2 protein-coding genes are annotated in these 6560 nt (G+C 78.1%); one reads left to right on the top strand and one right to left on the bottom strand.

From position 1 onward, the window contains the following. Nucleotides 1–272: 272 nt before the first annotated feature. Nucleotides 273–2045 carry a serine/threonine protein kinase gene (locus ACGF07_RS33255; RefSeq protein ID WP_392904979.1) on the bottom strand — a complete coding sequence of 591 codons (1773 nt, stop codon included), beginning with the start codon at nt 2043–2045 and terminating at the stop codon, nt 273–275. 215 nt (nt 2046–2260) lie between these two features. On the opposite strand from ACGF07_RS33255, the gene ACGF07_RS33250 reads away from it, so the two are divergent. Then, nucleotides 2261–6436 carry a hypothetical protein gene (locus ACGF07_RS33250; protein ID WP_392904977.1) on the top strand — a complete coding sequence of 1392 codons (4176 nt, stop codon included), beginning with the start codon at nt 2261–2263 and terminating at the stop codon, nt 6434–6436. The last annotated feature ends 124 nt before the right edge of the window (nt 6437–6560 follow it).

Genomic DNA, 6560 nt, shown 5'->3' with positions numbered 1-6560 from the left:
GCTACAACGTCGCCGCCCTGCCGCTGGCCGCGGCCGGAATGCTCAACCCGATGATCGCCGGCGCCGCCATGGCCTTCTCCTCGGTCTTCGTGGTCGGCAACAGCCTCCGGCTCCGCCGCTTCCGCTGACCTCCGCCCCCGGCCCGCCGACCGGAAACCCCGGAACCGTCCAGCGGTTCCGGGGCCCCGGCGCGTCCGGCCCCCCGGCCGTGCCGGGGCGCCCTGCGCCCGCCGGACAGGGCCTGCGCCGCCCCGGGCCACGCCGGTTCGCCGTCACGGCCCCCCGGGCAGCTCCACCGCCTGCCAGCGGTACGCCGCGTCCTCCTGCCACACCTGCAACTCGCCCTCCACCACCGCCGCCAGGCACAGCCGCCAGTCGTCCCCGACGGCCAGCGCGACCCGGGTGGCCGGGCGCAGGGTGGGCCGCCACCAGCGCGGCCGCCGCGACGCGCCACCGGCCGGCAGCCGCAACCGGACCCCGCCCGCGCCGGCCAGGGCGATGGTCGGCCCGCCGCGGTGGCCGGCCATGGAGATGCCGAGGGCGGGCTCCCCGTCGCCGATCTCCGTGCCCGGCCCGGGGGCGTCGAGGGCGTGCAGCTGCACCGAGCCGTCCGCCCGCAGGGTGGCGGCCTGCGGTCCGGCGGAGGTACGGGCCAGCGCGCCGGCGCGCAGGGCTCCGGGCGGCCCGAGCGGAACGGGCGGCCGGGTCGTGCCCGGCCGCCAGCCGAGCACGCGCTCGCGGTGTTCGACCAGGACCAGCCAGGCACCGGGGCGTTCCTCCTCGGCCGCGAGCACCCGGTCGGCGGGGCAACCGGTGTGCTCCTGGCCGGTGAGGGTGAGTCCGGGTGCCCAGCGGTAGGACCGCAGGGTGCCGCCGGCCGCCGTCCAGACCGTCAGCTCCCCGGCTGCGTTGACGGCCCCGGCCAGTCCGCCGACCCCGCGCGCCGCCTCCCACCAGCCGGTCGCGGTGCCGACCCAGAGCGTGCCGGCCCGGTCCTCGGCGCAGACCGTCAGCTCGCCCTGGCGACCGGCCCAGCCGGCCGTCACCTCCCGTACGCCCGCCGGGCCCTGGCCGGCCGGGAGCCGGTGACCGGTGGGGCCGGGGCCGGCCAGCGCGATGCCGTCGGCACCGCCGGTGACCGCCAGCGGCCGGCCGGCCCGGTCGGGCAGCACGGCCAGACCCGCGGTGCGGGCCACCGGCCGGTGGGCGCGCAGGAGTTCGCGGCCGCGGGCCGCCCACGGGCCGAGCGGGGAGGGGCGGCGGTCGGGGTCGCGGGCCAGCGGTTCGCAGGCCCACCGGGCCAACTCCTCGCCGTAGCCGGCCGCGAGCAGCTCGGCGCGGGCCTGCTCGGCGGCGAGCCGGTGGTCGAGCCGGCCGTGGTCGGGCAGCAGCAGGGTGCGGGCCAGGGTGCCGACCGCGAACAGGTCCTTGGCGGTGGTGGGGAAGCCGCCGACCTGCTCCGCCTCCGGCGGGACGTGCCCGGGGGTGAAGACCGCGACGGTCAGGGTGTGGTCGAGCGGGGCGAGGAAGGTCAGGTCGATCAGCTTGACCTGGCCCTGGGCGTCGACCAGCACGTTGGCGGGGGAGATGTCGCGGTGCACCCAGCGCTTGCGGTGCAGCTCGTCGACGATCCGGCACAGCCGCGTCAGCACCTCGGCCACCGCCGTCTGCCCGCCGCGCTGGCTCCGGGCCCAGGTGTGCAGCGGTACGCCGTCGACCCAGGGCGAGATCTGGTAGCCCAGCAGGCCGCCGGAGGGCACCGTGCCGGGCCGGTGCGGGGAGGGGCCGAGCAGGAAGCTGGGGACCACCAGGTCGGTGACGCCGAGCCGGTGGGCGTTGTGCGACACGTCGTCCCAGCGGCCCAGCCAGCGGCGCACCTCGGACGGGTCGCGCTCCAGCATGATCTTGGCGGCGACCAGCTCCTTGATCCCGTTGTGGCCGGTGCGCACGGCCCGCCACACCTCGGCCTCCCCACCGCGGTGGTGGAACTCCAGTAGTTCGTACTGCTCGGGGTCGAACTCGGGCCCGAAGCGGAGCCCGGGCACCCAACGAGACTCGGACACACGACCCCCGACGCTTGTCACCGCTGCTGATGCTGCCGATGCGCTGCCCAGGATAGTCCGGGTTCCTGTTCGTCCACCCTGAGGAGGGCCTATTCTGATGGGCGCCGGGAGCAACATCACGAAACAACGTCAAATCATGATCGTACGGGGGTTGTTGATCATGAATCGGCGTCTGTCGGACAACAGGGGGACGGTGCATGCTGCTGACCGCGGTGCTACTGGTCGTGGTGGCACTGGCCGCAGTGGCGGCCGTCGTACTCGGGCGCAGGCGAACGGCCCTGGACGCCGCGGGCGTCGCCAAGGCCCTCGCCGCCGCCGCGGAGAAGCTCGCCGCCGGCAAGGCCCCCCAGGCCCGCCGCCACTACGCCCGACTGGCCCGCCGACTCGCCACCGGGCCCGAGGAACTCCGCCCCCAGCGCGGCCTCGCCCTGCTCGGACAGGCCGAGGCCACCATCCCCACCGGCGACCAGCAGGCCACCCTCGCCCTCCACCGCGAAGCCTTCCCGCTGCTCACCGATCCGGCCCGGCAACTGCCCCGGTGGAGCCTGCGCCGCCTCGCCGACGAACGGATGCTGGCCCCCGACGGCGACCTCGGCCCGCTGCTCGCCTTCCTCCGGGCCACCGCCGCCGGAGCCGAGCCGGGCGAGGAGGCCGAAGCCGCCGCCCGCGCCCAGCACTGGCTGCAACAGCTGTGCCGGGAGGGCACCACCGCACAGCGCGACGACGCCACCGCCCGCGCCCTCGCCGCCCTGCCCGGCCGGGACTGGCCGGTGCTCGCCCGGGCCGCCCTGCTGCGCGCCACCGGCCGCACCGCCGAGACCGAGCCCCTGCTCGCCGCGGCCGCGCCCGGCGGCAGCGGCGAACTCTGGTTCCGCCGGGGCGCCCAGCTGTTCACCGAGCACCGCGACGAAGCCGCCGTCGCCGCCTTCGACGAAGCACTGAACCGCGGCCCCGGCGAGCCCTCGCCCTGGGGACGCGGACCGGCGCTGCGCACCGACAGCCTGCTGTTCCGCGGACTCGCCCGCCAACGGCTCGGCGCCACCGACGCCGCCTGGGCCGACCTGGCGGCCGCCGCCGAGGAGGCCCCGGCGGACCCGCGCCCGCGCTACGCCCTCGGCCGGCTCGCCCTGCTGCTCGGCGCCGACGACCGGGCCCAGGAGCAGTTCACCGCCGCCCTGACCGTCCAACCCTCCTTCGCCCCGGCCAGGTTCGGCCTCGCCCTCGTCCACGAACGGGCCGAGCGCCCGGCCGAGGCCGCCGCCGACTACCGGGCCGGCCTCGACCAGGCCTCCGACTGGCGCCCCGCCCGGGTGCGACTCGGCGCCGCCCTGACCGCCGCCGGCCGCCCCGCCGAGGCCGAGCCCGTCCTGCGCGCCGAAGCCGACACCGAACCCGACTCCCGCTGGAGCCGGATCGCCGCCTTCCACCACGGCCTCGCCCTCGCCCGCACCGGCGACCAGGCGGGCGCCCTCGCCCGCTGGGAGGCGCTGGACGATCCCGAACTCCACGCCCGCCAGGCCCTGGCCCGCGACCGGCTCGCCCGCACCCGACTCGCCGCCGACCCGGCCGCCGCCCGCGAACTGTGGCAGCAGGCCGCCGCCGAGCACCCCGCCGCCCCCGGCTACCGGGCCGCGCTGCGCGAGGCCGCCCTGCGCGAGGCCGCCCACCTGCTCGCCACCGCCCGGGACCGGCCCGAGACGCGCGGGCGCGCCGCCGCCGCCCTCGCCCTGGCCGACACCCTGCCCGGCGCCCTCACCCACCGGCAGTCCCGGCTGCGGGCGGCCCTCGCCCTGGCCGACGGCGTCCCCGAGCAGGTCACCGCCCTGCTCGACGCCACCGCCGGGCAGCGCGACCGCTACCACCTCGCGGCGGCGGCCCTGCTCGCGGGCCGTCCCGTCCAGACCATCGCGCTGCTCGGGCCGCTCGACCCCGACCCGACCGGGGACCCGGCCCTCGCCCGGCTGCGCGCCATGCTCGCCGAACGGGCCGGCAACTGGGCCACCGCGCTGGACTGGTACCGCCACTTCCTGGCCTCGCCCGGCGCCCCCCGCTCCCAGGCCGAACCCCTCGGCGACTGCGCCGTCTGCGACCGCCCCGCCACCGGCGGCTGCGGCGGCTGCGGCCGCGAGGCCTGCTCCGACCACCTGCACGCCCCCGCCGGGGGCGCCCCGGCGCGCTGCGTCCGCTGCTCCGGGCCCGCCCTGCGGGCCGTCCTGGACTGCGCCCGCCGGGCCGGCACCCCCGAACAGGCCGAACCCGTCCTCGCCGCCTGGGCCGAGGCCCTCGGCGACAGCGCCGCCGCCGCGCCGCTGCGACTCGACCTCGCCCTGCTGCGCGCCGAACTCGGCCGCCTCGACGAGGCGTTGGCCGAGCTCCCGGAGGACGCCGGCGCCGCCCGGGCCGCCGTCCTGGTCCGCCGGGCCGGCGCCGCCCTCGCCGCCGAACAGCCCGGACGGGCCGCCGCCGACCTGCGCCAGGCCCTCGCCCTCGCACCCGGCCACCCCCAGGCGGCCGGCGCACTGGTCCTGCTCGGCGAGCACGAGGCCCACCAGCACGCCCTCGAGGGCCGCCACCGCGAGGCCTACCGGGCCTACCGCGCGCTGCTGCTCAAGGACCCGGCCCACCCCCGGCTGCTGCACGCGCTCGGACTCTCCGGCTACCGGCTCGCCGCCGGGGGCCCCGCCGCCGGGGCCCCTGCCGCCGGGGGCCCCGCCGTCGGGGAGCCTGCCACCGGGACCGAGGAGGCCGCCGGGGAAGCCGACGAGCAGGTCTGGGCCTGGACGCTCGGCTGCCTGGTCGCCGCCCTCCACCAGGACGAACTGTGGGCCGAGTCCGCCCGGATCACCGGCCGCCCGGTCGAGCCGCAGCGGAGGGCCACCGCCCGCACCGCCCTCACCGACCGCCTCCGCGAGGACCTCCGTGCCCTCGACCGGGCCGCCGGACGCACCGGTGACGAGGTCACCGCCTGGACGCTGCGCCTGGGCATGGAGGCCCACGCCGCCGACGCCTTCGCCCAGGAGGACGTCCGGATCACCCTGCCCGGCCGCCCCGCCCGCCGCCTCGCCGTCGGCCCCACCCTCGACCGGCTGCTTCGCGCCCAGCCCGAACTCGCCGCCTGGGCACCGGCGTTCGAGCAGGCCGTACGGGCCTGGAAGCGTCCCGCCGGGCCCGGTGCGCCCGCCCTCACCCGCGCCCTCGGCCTGTTCGGCGAGCTCGGCCCGCAGCGCTACCTGAACCTCCAGGGCCGCCAGGCCGCCGCCGTCGCCGCCCTGGACGCGGTGCCCGAGAACCAGCGCGGCGAGGCCTGGCAGGCGCTGCTCGGCGAGGCCCTGATCAGCCAGGCCCGCGAACACCACCGCCTCCAGGACTGGCGGGAGGCCCTGGACTGCCTCACCCGCGCCCGGATCGTCCCCGGCGTCGAACTGCCCGCCGACGCGGCCAGGATCGCCGCCGAGTCCGGCGTCCGGGCCGCCCGCGCCCTGCTCAAGAGCAGCGACGACGACCAGGCCGGAGCCGCCGCGCTGCTGGAGAAGGCCTTCGCGCTGGCCCCGGACGACCGCGAGGTGCGCGGCGACCTCGGCGCGACGTACGCCCAGTGGGCCCGCAAGATCAACAACGAGGAGAAGGACTACCCGCGCGCCGTCGACCTGCTGCAGCGCAGCCTCGACCTCGTCCCCGGCGACCCGACCGCCCGGCACTTCCTGAAGGCCGCCCTCGGCAACCGGGCCGGTGAACTCAGCCGCCCCGACGCCCCGGTCGCGGACCTGGAGGAGGCCGCCGGGATGTGGCGGCTGCTGATCGACCTCAGCGACGACCCGGACAACCGGCACGGCCTCGCCTTCGTGCACCGCCAGCTGGCCCGCGCCGCCGCCTTCGCCGACGACCGGGCGGGCGCCGTCGCCCACATGGCCGAGGCGCTGCGCGCCGACCCCGACTGGGACGGCGACGTCACGGCCGAGGCCCCGCGCCGGGTCGCCGTGCTGCTCGCCAACCACGTCCTGGACAACATGGCCGACAGCCCGTTCACCGCCCAGGCCGCGATGCTGCAGAAGGCCAAGTCCTACGACGACTCGGCCGACATCCGCCGGCTGATGGTCAGCGTCTGGCGCGGCGAGGCGATCGGCCACTACGACGGGCGCCGCTACAGCGAGGCGATCCGCCTGCTGGAGGAGGCGCTCACGCTCTCCCGCACTCCGGAGGACACCGCAAAGCTGCACACCGAACTCGGCATCGTCTACAGCTCCTACGCCGTCGCCCGGGCCAACGCCCGCCAGTACCGGGACGCCCGCCACCTGGTCCGCCAGGCCGTCGAGCACAATCCGGGCGATCCGGAGCTGCGCTCCCTCCAGGTGCGCATCAACATGCTCCGCTGATCGGCAACCGGGGGGCGGCCGGCGTCGTCGTAGACCGTACGCCGGGCCGTCCGCGCTCGGTCGTCCGCGCTCGGCCGTGCCGGCCGTACGCGGCGCCGGACGGCCCGCACCCTACGGTCCGCCG

The organism is Kitasatospora sp. NPDC048194 (assembly GCF_043202455.1).
Lineage (GTDB): Bacteria > Actinomycetota > Actinomycetes > Streptomycetales > Streptomycetaceae > Kitasatospora.
This window is presented reverse-complemented; position numbering and strand designations above follow the sequence as displayed.

What these genes read in the sequence shown, in the direction of transcription:
- ACGF07_RS33250 (WP_392904977.1), top strand. Translation starts at nt 2,261, where the DNA reads ATGCTGCTGACCGCGGTGCTACTGGTCGTGGTGGCACTGGCCGCAGTG.